Source organism: Pseudomonas sp. xss_2 (assembly GCF_043104195.1).
Taxonomy (GTDB): domain Bacteria; phylum Pseudomonadota; class Gammaproteobacteria; order Pseudomonadales; family Pseudomonadaceae; genus Aquipseudomonas; species Aquipseudomonas urmiensis.
Map to the genome: position 1 here is coordinate 1 of NZ_JBICKL010000082.1, position 15,352 is coordinate 15,352.

General features: G+C 65.6%; 18 protein-coding genes. All 18 read right to left on the reverse strand.

Translation table 11 applies throughout. The annotated features are described in order from the left end of the window. Positions 1-36 precede the first annotated feature (36 nt). The gene (locus tag ACF8K2_RS21475; RefSeq protein WP_186553254.1) at positions 37-873 is read right to left on the reverse strand and encodes a CsgG/HfaB family protein; all 837 of its coding nucleotides are present in this window, start codon (positions 871-873) and stop codon (positions 37-39) included. Positions 874-907: 34 nt separating this feature from the next. Continuing rightward, positions 908-1,336, reverse strand: coding sequence for a curli assembly protein CsgF (locus ACF8K2_RS21480; RefSeq protein ID WP_186553255.1), 429 nt, complete (start codon positions 1,334-1,336; stop codon positions 908-910). Then, positions 1,333-1,728 (reverse strand): curli production assembly/transport protein CsgE, encoded by a 396-nt coding sequence (gene csgE, locus ACF8K2_RS21485; RefSeq protein ID WP_186553256.1) that lies wholly within the window; start codon positions 1,726-1,728, stop codon positions 1,333-1,335. The genes ACF8K2_RS21480 and csgE overlap by 4 nt, the downstream gene beginning before the upstream one ends. After that, positions 1,725-2,252, reverse strand: coding sequence for a type II secretion system protein (locus ACF8K2_RS21490; RefSeq protein ID WP_392467500.1), 528 nt, complete (start codon positions 2,250-2,252; stop codon positions 1,725-1,727). The genes csgE and ACF8K2_RS21490 overlap by 4 nt, the downstream gene beginning before the upstream one ends. Further along, entirely contained in the window at positions 2,227-2,601 is a 375-nt protein-coding gene (locus ACF8K2_RS21495) for a type II secretion system protein (RefSeq protein WP_264234626.1), read from the reverse strand. Before ACF8K2_RS21495 ends, ACF8K2_RS21490 begins: the two co-directional genes overlap by 26 nt. A 5-nt stretch (positions 2,602-2,606) precedes the next feature. After that, positions 2,607-3,080, reverse strand: a complete 474-nt coding sequence (locus ACF8K2_RS21500; RefSeq protein WP_264234625.1) for a type II secretion system protein — start codon at positions 3,078-3,080, stop codon at positions 2,607-2,609. Next, the gene (locus ACF8K2_RS21505) at positions 3,077-4,954 is read right to left on the reverse strand and encodes a secretin N-terminal domain-containing protein (protein WP_368972672.1); all 1,878 of its coding nucleotides are present in this window, start codon (positions 4,952-4,954) and stop codon (positions 3,077-3,079) included. The genes ACF8K2_RS21500 and ACF8K2_RS21505 overlap by 4 nt, the downstream gene beginning before the upstream one ends. Continuing rightward, positions 4,951-5,469, reverse strand: a complete 519-nt coding sequence (locus tag ACF8K2_RS21510; RefSeq protein ID WP_392467504.1) for a hypothetical protein — start codon at positions 5,467-5,469, stop codon at positions 4,951-4,953. The genes ACF8K2_RS21505 and ACF8K2_RS21510 overlap by 4 nt, the downstream gene beginning before the upstream one ends. Next, complete coding sequence (gene pilO / locus ACF8K2_RS21515) at positions 5,466-6,020, reverse strand: type 4a pilus biogenesis protein PilO (RefSeq protein ID WP_392467506.1); 555 nt, start codon at positions 6,018-6,020, stop codon at positions 5,466-5,468. The genes ACF8K2_RS21510 and pilO overlap by 4 nt, the downstream gene beginning before the upstream one ends. Then, a complete protein-coding gene (locus ACF8K2_RS21520) occupies positions 6,007-6,549 on the reverse strand; it encodes a pilus assembly protein (protein WP_186553263.1) in 543 nt (180 codons plus the stop codon). Before ACF8K2_RS21520 ends, pilO begins: the two co-directional genes overlap by 14 nt. A gap of 1 nt (position 6,550) precedes the next feature. Beyond that, positions 6,551-7,333, reverse strand: coding sequence for a hypothetical protein (locus tag ACF8K2_RS21525; RefSeq protein ID WP_186553264.1), 783 nt, complete (start codon positions 7,331-7,333; stop codon positions 6,551-6,553). Further along, entirely contained in the window at positions 7,314-9,020 is a 1,707-nt protein-coding gene (locus ACF8K2_RS21530; RefSeq protein WP_392467508.1) for a GspE/PulE family protein, read from the reverse strand. The genes ACF8K2_RS21525 and ACF8K2_RS21530 overlap by 20 nt, the downstream gene beginning before the upstream one ends. 69 nt (positions 9,021-9,089) lie before the next feature. Further along, the gene (locus tag ACF8K2_RS21535; protein WP_312156050.1) at positions 9,090-9,623 is read right to left on the reverse strand and encodes a response regulator; all 534 of its coding nucleotides are present in this window, start codon (positions 9,621-9,623) and stop codon (positions 9,090-9,092) included. A gap of 240 nt (positions 9,624-9,863) precedes the next feature. Beyond that, on the reverse strand, positions 9,864-10,505 hold the full coding sequence (locus ACF8K2_RS21540) for a SurA N-terminal domain-containing protein (protein WP_392467511.1): 642 nt from the start codon (positions 10,503-10,505) through the stop codon (positions 9,864-9,866). Between the two features lie 12 nt (positions 10,506-10,517). Beyond that, positions 10,518-12,038 (reverse strand): ABC transporter substrate-binding protein, encoded by a 1,521-nt coding sequence (locus ACF8K2_RS21545; protein ID WP_392467512.1) that lies wholly within the window; start codon positions 12,036-12,038, stop codon positions 10,518-10,520. A gap of 5 nt (positions 12,039-12,043) precedes the next feature. Beyond that, the gene (locus tag ACF8K2_RS21550) at positions 12,044-12,709 is read right to left on the reverse strand and encodes an SCO family protein (protein WP_368972677.1); all 666 of its coding nucleotides are present in this window, start codon (positions 12,707-12,709) and stop codon (positions 12,044-12,046) included. Beyond that, complete coding sequence (locus ACF8K2_RS21555; protein ID WP_264234614.1) at positions 12,706-13,371, reverse strand: SCO family protein; 666 nt, start codon at positions 13,369-13,371, stop codon at positions 12,706-12,708. Before ACF8K2_RS21555 ends, ACF8K2_RS21550 begins: the two co-directional genes overlap by 4 nt. Then, positions 13,368-15,344: a cytochrome D1 domain-containing protein gene (locus ACF8K2_RS21560; protein ID WP_392467515.1), complete on the reverse strand. Its 1,977-nt coding sequence runs from the start codon at positions 15,342-15,344 to the stop codon at positions 13,368-13,370. The genes ACF8K2_RS21555 and ACF8K2_RS21560 overlap by 4 nt, the downstream gene beginning before the upstream one ends. Between the last annotated feature and the right edge of the window lie 8 nt (positions 15,345-15,352).

Genomic DNA, 15,352 nt, shown 5'->3' on the forward strand with positions numbered 1-15,352 from the left:
GCGGGCTTGCCCCGCGATGAGGCCGGCAAGGCCACCTCACTGTTGCTGGTACTGGCTCAGGTACTTGTCCACCGTCGCTTTGTCGCCGCTGCCTTCGACCTGCCACAGCCGCCGCTCGATACCCTGGGCCAGCAGATGCCCCACCGCCGCCTCGATCGCCGAGAGCACACACAGTTGGGCCGGCTCGTTGGTGGTGTAACCGACCTCGGCTTCGAGCAACTTCTTGAACTCGATGAACTTGAACACCCCGGCGCTGCGGCCAACCGAGTAGATGGTCTTGCTGGTCATGACGTTGGCCAGCACCTGGCCGGTGCGCACGTCGACCGCGCGCAGGTTGACCGTGACCTGGTCGACCCGGTACTCACGGGAGATGTCGATGCCCAGGTAACGCGCCCCCTCGCCGCCGCTGCGCACGTTGGTGTCGTAGGCGATGATGCCGCCTTCGAGCATCAGGTTGGCGGCCTGCAGCGGTGGCAGTTCGCTCTGGATGTTGGGCGCAACGTCTGGCTTTTTCTGCGAGGCGCGGATGATCTTGCGCTCGGTCAACAGGTTTTGCAGGCCTTCGCGCTCCAGCACCACGAACCAGCCACTGGCGCTCAGGGCGTCCATCAGCATGCTGGCCGCGCCCTGGGTGACGCTGGTGGAGAAAGAGCTGGCCGGAGTCGGTTTGTATTGCCCGGTCTGGTCGCGAAAGCCATAGACCACCGCCATCAGCCGGCCCTTGGGCCGGGGCATGTTGATCAGGTCGTAGTAGGTCGAGGCGCGCGGGGTCAGGGTGGGCGAATCGGTGTCCTGTTCGGCGGGCATCGGTTCGCGCAGGCCGCAGCCTTGCAAGGTGGCGAGGATCAGCAGTGTGCTCAGCAGACGTTTCATGGTCGTTCTCCCCTAAATGCTAGTCCCGTCCCTCTCAGGGGTTCAGGCCGCTGACCTCGATGATCGAAACTTCACCGGTCGCCCGATCGGTGACCTTGATGCTCAAGGCCCCGGAATCGTCGATGACGTCGATGAGGAAGGTGTCGGTGGACATGCTGCCGGTGTTGCCGTTGCTGATGTTGTCGAGCAACTGCGAAAGCATCCGCGACTCCAGTTGGTTGGTGAACCGCTCCAGGGCCGAGGTGCCGGCGAACGAGGTGCGATCCTTGAGGTCGGGGTCGTCATAGTCGTTCTGCGCCTGGGCGTTGTTGAGCAGCCAGGTGCCATTCAACGGGTTGCCACCGAACGCTGGGTTGACCGGGGTGTAGACCAGCTCGGTGGCCTGCGCCTGGCTAGCCAGGACACCAGCCAGCAGGCTGGCGGCGAGGCCACGTAGAAGCTGCTGTGGAATGTGCTTGCTCATAGCTCGTCCCTCTCCAGATCGGTGGTGTCCTGCAACAGGCGTTGCAACTTGCGTTGGATGATCTGCTGCTTGACCAGGTCGGCGGCCGCGACGGCCTCGTCGGTAAGTTGGGTGGTGTTCGGGGGCAGGAAGCGCCGGTACAGCACGTCGCTTTCAAACTCCACGGTCACCAGGCTGCCCCAGCGGGCGTCCGGGCGTTCGCGCACCACCAGGTTGAAGTCCAGGCGGCTGGTGGCGCGCAGGCGCTCGGTGAAGGCGTTGTAGAAGTCGTGGCCGATGTGCGAGATGGTGTTGTCGACGATAAAGCCCATCATCTCGTCCTCGGGGCCGGCATTGGCCGCGCCGTGGTTGAGCAGCAGGCACAAGGCCAGGACGAACGTTCTGCGGTTCATGGCGCATCTCCCTGGGCGCTGGGCCGACGCTCGCCGTTGCCACCTTCGGCAAAAGCTTGCTCGGCGACGAACTGCCAATCGCTGTAGTGTTCAAGGCCCTCGAAGGCCGACCATTGGGCATCGAAGCCGCTGCGTTTGAGCGGGGCGGCATCGGCGCGGCTGTGCACACCGGTGATGCGCCCGTCGATCGAGCGCAGCAGGCCCCACTCCTCGCCGACGGCAATCGGGTCGGGATACAACCTGCGGATATGCCGCTTGGCCGTGGGGAAGCGGTTGTCTTCGAGCAAGTCGTTGAGATCTTGCGGGTACTGGGCCAGGCCCGGTGATGCGCGGTAGTAGCTGCGCAGGGCCTGGGCGTACTGGCCGCCAACCCAGAGCAATTGCCGCTCACGGTCACGCAGGGCGCTGGTCGACCACAGGGTGCCGGTAGCGGCCAGGGCCATGCTGCTGATGGCGATCAGCAGCAGCACGCCCAGGTAGGTGAAGCCGGCGTAGGCCTTACCACTCTGCATAGAGGCTGCCATCACGCGCCCTCCCGCTTGCACCGCTCTTGATGTCCGCCACGCCGCCGGGCACGCCCTCTGGTGGTGGCACCAGCTGCCAGGCATCGCTGCGCTCGGTGATCGGATCGACTGGGGTGTTGCGCAGATAGCGCTGCTCGACCAGTTGCTCGAGCGATTCGGGGTAGCGGCCGGTGTCGCCGTAGTAGTGGTCGAGCGATTCGCGCAACACCGCCAGGCTCTGGCGCAAGGTGGCCTCGCGCGAGGCATCCAGGCTGTTGAAGTAGCGCGGCATGGCGATGGTCATCAGGGTGGCGATGATCGCCATCACTACCAGCAACTCGATCAGGGTGAAGCCTTGGCTGCGTTTCATGGCCGTCACCATTGCCCGTAGGGGATGCTGTTGAGGCCCTTGCCACGGGCCTTGGAATACACGTCGAAGACGTCTTCGCCATCGCGTGGGTTGTCGGCGCTGCTGTCGTAGGCACGCAGGCCCCAGCCTCCCTGGTCGTCGTCCTTGACCGCCAACAGCGGGTCATGTGGGATGCGCCGCAGGAAGTAGAACTTGGCGCCCTTGGCGCTGCGCACATCGCGCACGCCATCGACCAGCACTTGCAGGTTGGGCGGATAGCCGCTGGCATTGAGGCGCTTTTCGATGTAACCGGCGTCGAACGCACGCTTGTAGGCATCGATGGCATCGCGAATCTGGTACAGCGCTTCGCGCAGCTGTTGCTCCTTGCCGCGCCGTACCACGGTCTCGGTCAGTGGTGCGGCCATGGCGGCAAGCATGCCGAGCAGGGCCAGGGTCAGCACCACCTCGATCAGGCTGAAGCCACGGGCTTGGCGTTTCATGGCTGGACAGTCCGGTTGGCTGGGACCACGGCCATTTGGCCATTGACCAAGGGCGCCTCGGCGGGCGCATCGCCCGGTGTATCACTAGGCAAGGCGCTGGCCGGTAGCGGCTGGGCCAGTTGCCGCACTTGCAGGCTCGACTCGGTGCCAGTAGCGAACTCCATGTCCGAGGGGCTCTGGTACGGCAGGTTACGCACGATCCGTGGGGTGATCGCCAAGACCAGCTCGGACTTGGTCATGTCGTCCTTGTTGCTGCCAAACAGCCGGCCCAGGCCGGGTATATCGCCAAGCCCGGGGATCTTGTTGCCGCTGGCGTTGTGGTCGTTACGCACCAGGCCGGCCAGTACCTGGGTTTCGCCGTCGTGCAGGCGCAGGCTGGTCTGCGCGTTGCGGGTGTCGACCTGGACCGGAATGGTGCCTTGGCGGGTGGCCTCAAGCGGCGTGGCATTGCTCACTTCCAGCGCCACTTTGATTGCCACTTCGTTGTTCAGGTGCACGGTGGGCTGCACTTCGAGCTTCAAGCCGACGTCCAGGTAGGTGATGCTCTCGGTGATCACCGGGCCTTGGGTCGAGGGCACCGACGTGGCGCTGATGATCGGCACCCGCTGGCCGATGTGAATGCGCGCCTGCTCGCGGTTGCTGACCCGAATCACTGGGCTGGCCAGGGTGTTGATGTCTTTGTCCTGGGCGTTGATCTTGGCTTGCGGCGCCGGGGCGATGCTGATGCGGCTGGAGTCGATCCCGCGCAGCTGGTCGAGCACGCTGACCGATTTACCTTCACTGGTAAGCAGGCCGAAGGTGTTCGGCCATTGCAGGCCCAGGTCGAGGATCCGCGAGCGGGCCACTTCCATCACTTCGACTTCCAGCACCACTTCAGGGTTGGACTGATCCTGCGATTGCAGCAGTTTCTCGGCCATGCGCACGGCGTCGGGCGTGTCGCGCATGGTCAGGGTATTGAGCCGCTCGTCAACGAACACGTCGCGCGTCTTGAGCATGGTCTTGACCATGTTCATCGCGGTGTTGGCATCGATGCTGGTCAGGTAGAAGGTGCGCATGACCAGTTCCTGGTAGTCCTTGGTCTTTTGCGGCGAGTCGGGGTAGATCAGCAGGGTGTTGTCGTTGACGATCTTCTGGTGCAGCTGGTTCTGCTCCAGCAGCAGGGCCACGGCGTCCTCGATGCGCACATCGCGCACGAAGATAGTGGCTTTCATTTCCGGACGCAGGTCTTTGTCGAAGATGAAGTTGATCCCGGCGACCTGGGCCAGGACCTCGAAGATGGTCTTCAGGTTAGCGTCACGAAACTCCAGGGTCACCGGCCGTTCCAGCTTGCTGCGCAGTTGCGGGAACGGCTGCGCAGTGCGCGCCTGGACGTTCTCGATGTCGCTACGCAGCATGATGCCCTTCTGGTTTTGCGGATCCAGGCGCAGCACGTCACGCACGATACGCTCGGCGCCGAACAGGTCGCCCTGGCGCAGCGAGGCCTGGCCCAGGGCGATGCGGTCTTCGAGGGTGCGCATCAGCTCGATCTGGCGAATGCCTTCCTGGGCGCGGCGGTTGTTCGGCTCGAAGGTCAGTACCCGGCCGTAGCCCATGCGGGCGCCGGCAAAATCATGGCGGCTGCGGTCACTGTCGGCCTGGGTCAGCAAGGCCTCGACCGCCGCCTGGCGGCCATGGGCCAGGGCGATGTTCAGCTCGGTGTCGCGCGGGTCTTCGCGCAGGGCATCTTCCAGGCGAGCGATGCCGGCCTCGTACTGGCCCTCCTTGAACAGCGCATCGCTGTCTTTGCGCACCGCGCTGGAGCCGCACCCGGCCATCGCCACGCACAGCGCCAGGAGCAGGAATGGAGCAGGCTTGCACAACTTCGAAGGCTTCATGGTGCGCTCCCGACAGACAGGGTCTGTGGCTGGTGCAGTGGCAGGTAGACCAGGCTCAGCTCGGTGGCCGAGACGTGATCGAGGCGGTAGGTGTCGTCAATCACGTCGCCTTGGCGCACGACGTAGAGCTTTTCGCCGCTCTGCAGAAAGATCTGCAAGTCGTCGCGATCGCCGATGCGACCGATGAACTGGAACGGCAGCATGGGCGCCGTGGGGGCGGCGGCAGCGACCGGGGTGGGCAGCGCCGGTTGCTCGGTGACCGTGGCCAGGGTTTGCGCTGCGCTCCAGCGCTGTACCGGGAACAGATCGCGTGATGGCTTGCCTGCGGCCTTGTCGCCGGGCACGCCCGCCGTCACGCGCCGGTCCGTTGCCCGCTCGGCAACGGGGGCGCGGGCTTGCCCGGCCAGGGTTTCAACGCTGTCTTGGGTCTGGCCAAACCAGCGCCCAGGCGCCCAGGCCAACGCCGCGCTCAGGCCAAGAAAGCCAATCCATATCGCCGTGCGCTTGCTGTTCATGACGACCTCGACAGGTAAAGGGTCATGCGCAGGCGACCATTGAGTTCGCTGTCACCGATGCGCTTGCGCTGCAGCTCCAGGTCTTCGAGCACCAGGGTCGGCAGTTGCCCGAGCAGGGCCTGGAGGAAGCCGCGAATCTGTGGGTAGCTGCCGCGCACCGGCAGGACGATCTGGTAGCGCGCCAGCTGCGTCTTGGGGTCGACGCCCAGGGCGTATTCACCGCGCGCCAGGCTGATGCGCTCGGCACTGGCCAGGCGGTACAGGCGCTCGATCAGCTCGCTGGCCTGCGGTTGGCCTGGCAGTTGCTGGCGCAGGGTGTCCAGCGCCTGCTGTTCAGGCTTGACGGCAATTTTCAGCTCGCCGCGCTGCAAACGCTGGACCTGCACGCTGGCGTCGGCTTCGTTGGCGCGCAGTTCGCGCACCGCTTGCCACTGCGGCAGTACGCTGGCCACACCGAACACCAGGGCAAGGCCACTGACCAGCAGCGCGCCGAGGCCAGCGCGACCGAGGCGGCGCGCCTGTTCATGCAGGATCAGGCTAGGGACGCGCATGGCCGATCTCCCAGGTGGCGGTAAGGTTGAAGCGCACCGGGTGCTCAGGCTGGCCGGCGACCACTTCGTGGTTGAGCAGCGACACATCGCGCAGCTCGGCGCTGCGTTCCAGGCGCTGGTGGTACTGCAGCATCGCTTCCAAGTCGCGCGCTTCGGCGGCGATGCGCACCTGGCCCTTGCGCGCATCCGGGGTGATGGTCAGTAGCGCGACGTCTTCCTGCGGCATCGCTTCGAGCATCGCGAACAGTTGCTCCCACGGCCGTTGCAGCTGCTGCGAGACGTTGCGCATCTGCGCCAGTTGCTCGGCCTGTTCGCGGCTGGCGGCGCTGCTCAGCGGCGCGGCGGTAGCGGGTCGGCGGCCAAGCTTGAGCTCAAGGTTGTGCACGCGCGCCTCCAGGTCGACTTGCTCGCTCTGCAACTGCTGCTGCACCAGCAACAGCAGCGCCAGCACTGCGCTGCCCAAGGCCAGCAGCGACCAGGCCAATGCGCTGCTGCGGCGGGGTTGGAATTCCAGATCGAGGCGGCGCATCTCAGGCCACCGCCCGCCACATGGCGCACAGCGGGTCGCTGTCGCCTGCGCTCTGGCACAGCTGCACGGCGGCCAGCTGTGGTACATCGCTGCGCCCTGGGGCATGCAGGTAGATGCGTGGCAGATGCTCGCCGTACAGCTCGCAGGTGCGTTCGATCAGCGCTTGCAGGGCCTGGTCAGTGTCGGCGCAACCCTGGGCCAGGACTTGCTGCCAGGCGCCGCCAGCGGCCAGCAACAGCACACTGCGCCGGGGCTCGGCGAGGACGAACAGGAAGTCGCCCTGCTCCAGCTGGGCGCTGCAATGGTTGTAGGCGGCCATCAGGTAGGGTTGAACCGAGCGCAGGCCCAGCCGGCGCTCCTTGGCCAAGGCTTGCAGCCCTTGCATCAGTGCTTGCGGCAGCGCCGTGGCGATCCGCGCAGCGCCGGCAGCTTCGGGCGAGAGGACGATGCGCCAGTCATCCAGCGACTGCCCGTAGAGGTTCTCGAAGCATGCCCGGGCGTAGGCATCGAGTTCGCGGGGGTGGCCGATGGCATCGCTCCAGGGCACCAGGCAGAAGCGGCTGTAGCGCGCCGACAGCAGTACCCGCAGCTGCGCGCCAGGCAGCGCGTGCTCGCTGAGCAGCGCGTCCAGCGCTTGCAAGGCAGGTGCCCAGGCCGGTTGCGTGGCATCGCAGGTAAAGCCGCAGCTGCCCAGCCATTGATGTTGGTTAGCGTGCCAGCGACCCAGGCCGACACCCTCAGCGCCGAGTACGGCGCAATAGCGATCAGGCGATAAATGTGACACGGTTGATCTCCTCAAGCGTGGTACGGCCCTCGCGGACCAGGTCCAGGGCGGATGCGCGCAGCAGGCGCAGGCCGCGTTGGCAAGCCAATGCCTTGATCTGCGCCAGCGGGCGGCGCTCGACGATCATCTGGCGCAGGTCGTCATCCAGGTGCAGCAACTCGGCAATCGCGTTGCGGCCGCGATAGCCACTGCCGCGGCACTGGCCGCAGCCTTGGCCGCGAACGAAGTGCCACCCACTGACCGCCTCGCGGCTAAGCCCGGAGACCGCCAGCAGCTCATCGTCCGGCTCGCAAGCCACTGCGCAGTGCGGACAGGCCAGGCGAATCAGGCGCTGGGCGAGCACAGCGTTGAGTGCGGAGACGAAGCTGTAGGGGTCGACCTGCATCTGGCTGAAGCGGCCGATCACATCGAACACGTTGTTGGCGTGGATGGTGGTGAACACCAGGTGCCCGGTGAGCGCCGACTGCACGGCGATCTGGGCGGTGTCGGGGTCGCGGATCTCGCCGACCAGGATCTTGTCCGGGTCATGGCGCAGGATCGAGCGCAGGCCGCGGGCGAAGGTCAGGCCTTTTTTCTCGTTGACTGGAATCTGCAACACCCCCGGCAACTGGTACTCGACCGGGTCTTCGATGGTGATGATCTTGTCTACGCCATGGTTGATCTCGCTGATCATCGCGTAGAGGGTGGTGGTCTTGCCGCTGCCGGTGGGGCCGGTGACCAGGATCATCCCGTAGGGCTCGCTGGCCAGCCGGCGCAGCGCACGCAGGGTCTGCTCCTGAAAGCCCAGGGCTTGCAGCTGCACACCGCTGACCTTGTCCGACAGGTCTTGTTTGTCGAGCACCCGCAGCACCGCGTCTTCACCGAAGATGCTGGGCATGATCGAGACGCGGAAGTCGATCTGCCGCTCGCCCACCGCCACCTTGAAGCGGCCGTCCTGGGGTACGCGCTTTTCACCAATGTCCAGTTCGGCCATGACCTTGATGCGCGAGATCACCTGCTCGGCAAAGGCGCTGCCGCTGGCTTTACCGGCGCCGTTGAGCACGCCGTCGATGCGGTACTTGATGGTCAGGCCCTGGCCGGTCATGCCCAGGTGGATGTCGCTGGCATGTTGCTTGAGGGCATCGTAGAGGGTCGAGTTGACCAGCTTGACCACCCGGCTCTGGTCTTCGCTGATGCTGGTCAGCGACAGCCGTTGCAGCGGGTCGGCCTCGCTGCCGGGTTCGCCGTCCGGGTCCATGGCGTCGACGGCGTGGAAGCTTTCTTCGTGGCGGGCCAGGAACGCTGCCAGGTCGGCGGCGTGAGCCAGGTACAACGCGGCGCCTTGCAGGTTATCGTCGATCCAGGCCAGGCGGGCATGATCGAAGGGGTCGGCGAACACGCCGATCAGTTCGCCTGCCTGTTGGACCAGTACGAACTCGTGCTTCAGGCACTGGGCCAGGCTGACCCGCTCGAACACCGGGGTGCAGGCGAACAGGCTGGGGCTGTCCAGAAGCGGGTAATGCAGGGTGTGGGCCAGACGCTGGGTGAAGGTGGCCGGGGCATCGTTGCACAGCCGTTGCAGGCAGTTCAGCAGGCGTTCTTCACCGGCTGCCAGGCGGGCCTGGGCGAGCAGTTCACGGGGGAAGCTGACGATCTGCAGCGCCGGATCTGGATGCTCGGGTGGGTTCTGCTCAAGTACATCGGACATGGCCTGCGACTCCGCTCAGGGGCGCGTCGCAGGTTGGCTCGGTGGGGACCGGGGTGGCCGCGGGCGCCGCTATTCCCCGGTGAGCAGTTGGTCGTCGTCAGGTCCAGGAGGTCGTGCGCCATGACGGCGGCGGTCGGCCAGTACCCAGCTTCCATCGAACAACTGCATGGGGAACGTATCGTTCCTGTTCTGGCGTCGTTCGACGAAACCTTCTGCCGGGTTGTCGCTTGCCCTGCGCTGGCGCTCTACCCCGGTCAGGTCGGAGACTGCGCGGGCCAGTTCCACCAAGGGGAACGGCTTGAACAGGACATGAGTGACGCCGAGTTCGGCGGCCCGCTCACGGACCTCGGCGGTCGGGTGGGCGGTGATCAGCACGAAATGGCACTGCCTGTTCCTGCGCACGGTCTCCAGAACCTGAAACCCCTCCATGTCGGGCAAGCGGTAATCCAGCACGATCACATCGGGTTTGAGCTTCTCAGCCTGCTCAATACCGCTGAAACCGTCGTGGGCAACATCAACTTCCAGGCCTTGCGCTTGCAGATACGCCTGCAAGTTCAGCGCGAGGGTCTGCTCGTCATCGACTACCAATACTCTGTTCACCAAGGTCGACTCCCAAGAACTACCCGGTTTCCCGGTCTGCGAAGTGCGGCCTTGTAGAGGCTTGAGCAGGCTTCGTGCCAGGCATGAAAGGTCATGTTGCACCACTGTAAGTCTTTGATTTTGCTAAGCCATCCAGATACCCAGAAAAACACCCGAGCACCCAGTTCCCCACAAGCGGGGAGCTTGATGGCACTTTGCCCAGAGATATGTCCCCACACTTGGGGAAATCTATGCCAGAGCGTATCAGTCTGCGCGCTCGACGTGGGCCGATTCACGCAAACGTTGGCGTACCGTTTGCCGCGCCTGGGCGCTGAGCTGTTCGGCGAGCGCGAGCCTGGCCATCTGCAGGCCCTGTTCTGGTATGACAGAAGTGTTATCACTTTGGTTCTGCGCTCCTTGCAGTCTTTCTCGATTGGCCTGGTAGAAAGCGTGGACGTCAGCCTCGGACGGCGCCGCTACCGCGCTCAGCTGCGCGTAGACGCGCTGGGCAGCCATTTCGTGACGAGTGTAGTCGGCAAACTCTGCCCGATTAAAGCCCGCCTCGCCCAGCCGCCGCTCGAACACCACAGGGCTGCCGAAGGCCTGTTCCAGTTGGCCGATGTGCGCCGAAACCTGTTCATCGCTGACGACGATGCCGCGCCGCTGCGCCTCCTGCCAGAGCAGCTCCTTGTCGATCAGCTCATCCAGGGCCTGCTCGCGCAGGCGCTTGTACAGATTGGGGTTGCGGATACTGCTCAGCGCCCGCCCCTGCGCCTGCAGGTACTCGCTGAAATAGCGCTCCAGGCGCATGACGCTGATCTCGACGCCATTGACCCGCGCGGCGGCAAGGTCGGCCCAGCTGATCGGGGTGATCCCCAATAACAGGCACAGCAAGACGATACGCATGGCAACCTCCGTTCAAGGGGTGTCCGGCAGCGGCCGGTACGGCGCAACTTCGGCAAAGCGCGGCCCAGGCAGGGCCACCGCCACCACATGAGCCCCGGCCATGCCCTGGCGCCGGCCCGGGCCGAAGCTCAAGGCCGGGGTCAGGCCGGTGTCGATGTCATGCAGGCCTTCCAGGGCGCGCACCAGTTGTTCGCGGCTGGCATCGCGGCCAATCTGCTTGAGCGCCTCGCTGAGCAGGCGCAAGGCGCACAGGGTGTTGACCTGCAGTGAGGCCTGGCGCGCATCCAGGCCCTGGCGCTGATGCAGGCCTGCCAGCCGGGCGCGACCCTGCTCGGTCCAATCGCCGGGGACGAATGGATAGGCCAGGAACACCCGCTGCGACCACTGCGGCGCAAGGTTCGGCAAGCTCCCGGCGACCTGGCTGGCGGCAGCGAACAACAGCGGCGCTCGTCCAGCGGCGTTGAGCGCCTGGGTCAGTTGGCCAAAGGCGTGCGCGTGGCCGAGGAACACCACCCCCTGGCCGTCCGGCGCCTGCCCGGTGAACGCCTGCGCGGCGGGCACACTCCAACCGGCCTGCTGCAGCCGCTGGCGCAACTGTTCGGCCAACGTGGCCTGTTCGGCATCGGCGTAGACCACTCGCAGTCCATCGGCAGGCAAGCCCAAGCCGTCGCGAGCATGCACAGCCAGGCTCAGCAACTGTTCCAGCAGCCCCGGCATCGGGTCGAAGATCTGCGGGCTGGGGCCGCTGCGTGGAGTACTGCCGATCAACGGCACGCCACGCCGTTCAAGGGCTGCGGCCAGACGCTCATCGAGCATCGGCGCCAGCGGCGAAACCACGGCGAATACCCCCTCCTGGTCCAGCAAGCGGTCCAAGGCGCGGCTGGCGCTGCCCAGGTCTGCACCCGGATCCAGCACCACCAGTTGCAAACGCCGGCCATTGATCCCGCCTTGCTGGTTGAGCTGCTCCAGCCCGTCGTTAAGCACGGCCCGCACCACCCTGCCCGCCTCGCCCAAGGGCCCGGAGCCAGGCAACAAGGTGCCCAGGCGCAATACGCTGTCCTCCACGCCCGGATCACGCTCCTCGCCCAGGCGCTTGAGATAAGCGGTGAGATTGCGTTGATCGGCCTGGCTCAAGACAAAGCGCGGCATCGCCGGATCGAGCCGGTTGCCAGCCGGATCGATGCCCTGCTGCACCGCCCGGGCCAGGCCTGACGCGTCGTAGGCCGGGTAACTGCGGCCATTGGCCTGGCGCTCACCGGCGCCGACGCTCAGGCGCTGCCAATCCAGGCTTGGCGGACGCACACCGCCTTCGGCGCGGCCCTTGCCATCGTTACCATGACAACTGGCACAGGGCAGCACGCTGGCCGGCACGCTCATGTCACTGACACCGACCCGGGCGACCACCTGGGCGTCGCCACTGGCAAGGCCCTCACGGTACAGGCGCTTGCCGGCCTGTTCCTGAGCGGTCAAGTCCAGGGCCAGGGCTGTGGTGCACAGCGACAGCCCCAGCCACAGTGCCAGCAGCCGGCCCACGGCGCTCACCGGCCGGCCAGTGGTTGAGTGAGCAACTGCATGCGCTGGGCGATGGCCGCAGGTGGCGCGTCGGGGCGGATCTTGCTCCAGCGTTTGCTCGCCACATCGCCAGCGATCAATTGCGTTGAGTGCTGCTCTGGGCTGGGCAAGAACTGCCCAAGGCGCCCCAGCACCAAGTCGACATTGGCCTTGTCACCGGTCAGGAACAGCCAGTTAGGGCCATCCACGCCTTGTTTTTCGGCAAACGCCTTGAGCACTGCCGGGGTATCGTTGAGCGGATCACTGCTGACCGAGATGAAGGTCACCTGGCTGGCCAGTTCGCTGCCCATGGCCTCACGCACCTCGCGCAACTTGCGGGTAATCAGCGGGCAGGCGTCGTTGCAGTGGGTGAAGATCACATTGAGCATCACCACCTTGTCCTTGAGCACATCGCTGTAGAAGCGCAGCTCGCGACCGTTCTGATCCTTGAGCACGGTATCGGTGAACCAGGCCTGGGCATCGCGGGTGCCGCCACCGCTGCTGATCGTCGGCGGTGCTGGTTGCGGCGCGGGGGCTGTCGGCGCATGGCCCTCGTGGGCCAAGGCAACGCTGCTGAGGATCCACAGGCAGCCGATCAGGGTCAGCCAGTCGAGACCGCGCATGCCGCTTCGGCGGCTGGTGAGACTGCTCATGGTTGTGCCTCCTGGGCGGCAGGGTCTGGGGTTGCGGCGATCGCAGTGCTCTTGGCGTGCACACGGCGGGCGCTGAGGCGGTTGATCTCGGCGACCAGCACGGCCGGATCGGTGAAGCCGTAGTAGCGAGTCCAGTGGCCGCTGCGACCATCACCGACGATGATCATCGGTGGGTGCTGGGTCAGGTCGGCGCTGAAGCTGCCCAGGCCCTTCAAGGTCTGCGTGATGGCATAGGGTGAGCCGGTCAGCCAACTCCAGCCCGGCCCCTGCTGAAACGCCTTGGCGTAGCTGGCCAGGCGCTTGGCATCGTCGCGCTGCGGGTCGACGCTGATCGACACCAGCTGGATCTCCTCACCAACCCGCCCGCCCATCTGCGCCTGGACCTTGGACATGATCGACGACACCACCGGGCACACCGTGGTGCAGCTGGTGTAGATAAAGCCCATGACCACCAGGTGATCGCCAACCAGGTCCTTTTCCAGGCGTACCGGCATGCCGTCCTGGTCCTGCAGGGCGACATCGGCAAAGCTGACGCTGGCCTTTTCCTGGCGCGCCGCTGGCGGTTGCGGGGCATGCCCACTGTGATCATGACCGGCATGCGCCCAGGTCAGGTTACTGGCGAGCAGCAGGCTCAGGGCGAGCAGTTTGCTTGGGCAGTTCATCGCACACTCCTGGGCTCCCCTTGGGAAGCGGTAGACGCTGCGGCCGGCAGGACACGCAGGCTGGTGTAGTTCTCTTCGGCAAACGTGCGGCCCAGTGATGGCGACTGCACGTGCAGGTACCAGGCACCGGCTTCGGCCAACTCCAGCGAGGCTTGGTAGACCCCCTCACCCACCTCGGTCAGGGGCAAGCTGCGCGGCAGCGACGACGGCGCCAGGAAGTAGCGCAGGCTCAAGTCGCGCAGGCCCAGGCGAGGCTGGCCGTCGTCACCGAGGATGCGCACGCGGGCAACGAAGGGGCTGTTTTGCAAGGCCGGCTGATCATTGCCGATGAACTCGGCGTGAGCGCCGTTGCGCTTGGCCGCCTCAGGCGCCACGGCGATGTCGGTGCTGAAGCAGTGGATGATTTGCGGCTGGTTGAGCAGAAAGGCCACGTCGAACTTGCCCGCCGCCGGCATCTTCACCGTCGAGCCATACACACCTGGGGCCAGCTCGCGCAGGCTGCGGTCGATGACGATCGCCGCCCGCGCCTGATGACCGCGGTTGTTGTAGCCGGACATCGGCGCGTTCATCCCCTCGGCGTAGAAGTAGGTGGTGTTGTCCACCGGGTTGACCACGAACACCGAGTTGTTGTCGCGGGCCACCGACAGGCCTTGGGCCAAGGGCAAGTCACCGGCCTGGCGCGGTGCGGCGGGGCCGGCCTCGAAGCCTTGGACGATGGGCTGGCGGCCCTCGCCCAGGCTACCCAGGTTGATCATGCTGACCTTCGGCGACGACAGCCCACGCACGTAGGCATACCCCTTGGTGAAGGTCAGCTGGTACGGTTCGGCCGCCACTGCAATGCGGTGGATCAGCGTGTCGGTACTGGCATCGATCACCAAGGCCTGGCTTTCCAGGGTGTTGAGCACGATACCGTAGCGGCCATCGTGGCTAAAGCGCATCGGCCCCAGCCCCTGCTCTGCCTTGACCGTGTGGCGCAGCTGATGACTGCGTGCGTCGATGACGCGCACCGTTCCCTCCTCGCCATCGGCCACATAGACCGCCTGGGACAGCGGCGAATAGGCCACCGACAACGGGTGCGGGCCAACGTCGAGGGTTTTCACCAGGCGCATCTCGGCAGCATCGATGATGCTCAGCGTGCCGCCATCGCGATTGGTGACGAAGGCATAGCGCGAATCACTGCTGAAGGCGATCTCATGATGCCCGGAGCCGGTGGCGAACGACTTGAGCATGCTACGGCTGTGCACATCGATCACGGTTACCCCGCCCTTGGCCGGATCATCACTGTTGTTGCCTACCCACAGCAGCCGCTGGTCGGGCTGCAGGGCAACCCGCAACGGCTGGGCGCCGGCCTCCAGGGTCGCCACGCGGCGGAAGGTTTCGGTGTCGATCACCGCCACCTGGCCACGCTCGGGCATGGACACGAACACCTGCTTGTCATCGCCCGTGGCCGCCCAATCCATCGGCCGGCCTGGCAGGTCGATACGCGCCAAGGTGCTGGTGACCCCGCCCACCGACACGGTGGGGTCGATCACCGTCAGGCTGGGGTCCTTGTTCAGCACCAAGAGAAAGTAGCTGTTCAGGTCCAGCAATGGCCGGGCGCCGATGCTGCTCTTGAGAAACAGCGCCACGCGCGCCTTGCAGCTGCTGTCGCGGTCACCTGCCGGGGCCGACTGGGCCGGGTCCAGCCAGGCCCCCGGTGACATCCCCGACAACGGTTGGCCACTGCTCTGGTCGCTGACCTTGAAGCGCACGTTGGCAAAGCTGCCTTCACGCAGCTGGCCACCGTCCATGGCCTTGGCTTCGAACTCCACGGTCACCCCGTCGCGGCTGAGCCGGTGCAGGGCCTGCGGGTCGGCAGCCTCCTGCAACAGCTCGCGCGGGTCGCACCAGAGCTTCTCGTAGGCCACCCCCATGCCGATCAGCGCCACTCCCAGCAGTACCCCCAAGTAAGCAGGGCGAGTCTTTTTGTTCATGCTCGCGC

Excerpts from the sequence above, each read along its gene's own strand:
- ACF8K2_RS21475 (WP_186553254.1), bottom strand. The coding sequence starts at position 873 with ATGAAACGTCTGCTGAGCACACTGCTGATCCTCGCCACCTTGCAAGGC.
- ACF8K2_RS21480 (WP_186553255.1), bottom strand. The coding sequence starts at position 1,336 with ATGAGCAAGCACATTCCACAGCAGCTTCTACGTGGCCTCGCCGCCAGC.
- csgE (WP_186553256.1), bottom strand. The coding sequence starts at position 1,728 with ATGAACCGCAGAACGTTCGTCCTGGCCTTGTGCCTGCTGCTCAACCAC.
- ACF8K2_RS21490 (WP_392467500.1), bottom strand. The coding sequence starts at position 2,252 with ATGGCAGCCTCTATGCAGAGTGGTAAGGCCTACGCCGGCTTCACCTAC.
- ACF8K2_RS21495 (WP_264234626.1), bottom strand. The coding sequence starts at position 2,601 with ATGAAACGCAGCCAAGGCTTCACCCTGATCGAGTTGCTGGTAGTGATG.
- ACF8K2_RS21500 (WP_264234625.1), bottom strand. The coding sequence starts at position 3,080 with ATGAAACGCCAAGCCCGTGGCTTCAGCCTGATCGAGGTGGTGCTGACC.
- ACF8K2_RS21505 (WP_368972672.1), bottom strand. The coding sequence starts at position 4,954 with ATGAAGCCTTCGAAGTTGTGCAAGCCTGCTCCATTCCTGCTCCTGGCG.
- ACF8K2_RS21510 (WP_392467504.1), bottom strand. The coding sequence starts at position 5,469 with ATGAACAGCAAGCGCACGGCGATATGGATTGGCTTTCTTGGCCTGAGC.
- pilO (WP_392467506.1), bottom strand. The coding sequence starts at position 6,020 with ATGCGCGTCCCTAGCCTGATCCTGCATGAACAGGCGCGCCGCCTCGGT.
- ACF8K2_RS21520 (WP_186553263.1), bottom strand. The coding sequence starts at position 6,549 with ATGCGCCGCCTCGATCTGGAATTCCAACCCCGCCGCAGCAGCGCATTG.
- ACF8K2_RS21530 (WP_392467508.1), bottom strand. The coding sequence starts at position 9,020 with ATGTCCGATGTACTTGAGCAGAACCCACCCGAGCATCCAGATCCGGCG.
- ACF8K2_RS21540 (WP_392467511.1), bottom strand. The coding sequence starts at position 10,505 with ATGCGTATCGTCTTGCTGTGCCTGTTATTGGGGATCACCCCGATCAGC.
- ACF8K2_RS21550 (WP_368972677.1), bottom strand. The coding sequence starts at position 12,709 with ATGAGCAGTCTCACCAGCCGCCGAAGCGGCATGCGCGGTCTCGACTGG.
- ACF8K2_RS21555 (WP_264234614.1), bottom strand. The coding sequence starts at position 13,371 with ATGAACTGCCCAAGCAAACTGCTCGCCCTGAGCCTGCTGCTCGCCAGT.
- ACF8K2_RS21560 (WP_392467515.1), bottom strand. The coding sequence starts at position 15,344 with ATGAACAAAAAGACTCGCCCTGCTTACTTGGGGGTACTGCTGGGAGTG.